Origin of the sequence: Paenarthrobacter nitroguajacolicus (genome assembly GCF_007786235.1) — a bacterium.
In the GTDB taxonomy this organism is placed as follows: Bacteria; Actinomycetota; Actinomycetes; order Actinomycetales; family Micrococcaceae; genus Arthrobacter; species Arthrobacter nitroguajacolicus_A.
In genome coordinates, this window is record NZ_VNFK01000054.1 from 1 (window position 1) to 811 (window position 811).

The following is an 811-nucleotide window of genomic DNA, read 5'->3' on the forward strand; positions in this document are numbered from 1 at the left end:
TGATGTCGGCCTTCTGGGTGGTTCCGGCTTTGACGCCGTCTTCCAGCAGTTTGTTGTACGTTCCTGCCAACGGGTCGGTGGTGAACTTGATGTTCTGCAGAGCGCGTTCGATCACGTTGGCCGGAAGCGGCTTGCCTGCCGTGTCCTTGAGGACCGCGTTGATGGTGGTCGCCTTCTCGGAAGCGGAAGCGGAGTTGAGCCAGTTCACGGATTCAACGTGGCCCTTCAGGAGAGCCTTCACGGTTTCCGGGTGTTCGGCGGCGAACTTCTTGTTCACGATCAGGATGGTGGTGGTGAAGTCACCGTTCTCCCACAGATCCTTCTCATCAACCAGGACCTTCGCCCCGGCTTCGAGAACCAGGCGGGAGGCCCACGGCTCAGGCAACCACGCGCCGTCGAGCTTTCCGTCCTGGAAGAGCTTCAGCGACTGGGCGTTTTCTGTCGGGTTGATGTTGACGTCGCCGCTGCCATCGGTGTTGGTCTTGAAGCCCTGATCGCCCAACCAGGCCCGGAGGGCCACATCCTGGGTACCGCCAAGCTGCGGGGAGCTGAGGATCTTGCCCTTGAGGTCGGCCGCGGAGGTGATCTCCGGCTTGACCACCAACTGCGCACCGCCCGATGCTGCGCCGGCGATGATGCTGATGGACTCGCCCTTGCTCTTGACGTAGGAGTTGATGGCCGGGTTCGGGCCGATGTACGTGGCATCGATGGCGCCGGCGTTCAGGGCTTCGATCGCGGCGGGGCCGGCGTTGAAGACCTGGGTGCTGAGTTTGGTGTCGCCGAGTTCCTTGGCGATCAGGCCCTTGCTGGT

1 protein-coding gene is annotated in these 811 nt (G+C 62.4%); it reads right to left on the reverse strand.

Annotated elements, in window-relative coordinates; translation table 11 throughout:
- Window positions 1-811: ABC transporter substrate-binding protein (locus tag FQP90_RS22955; protein ID WP_144653419.1), on the reverse strand; the 811-nt coding region annotated here is incomplete at both ends.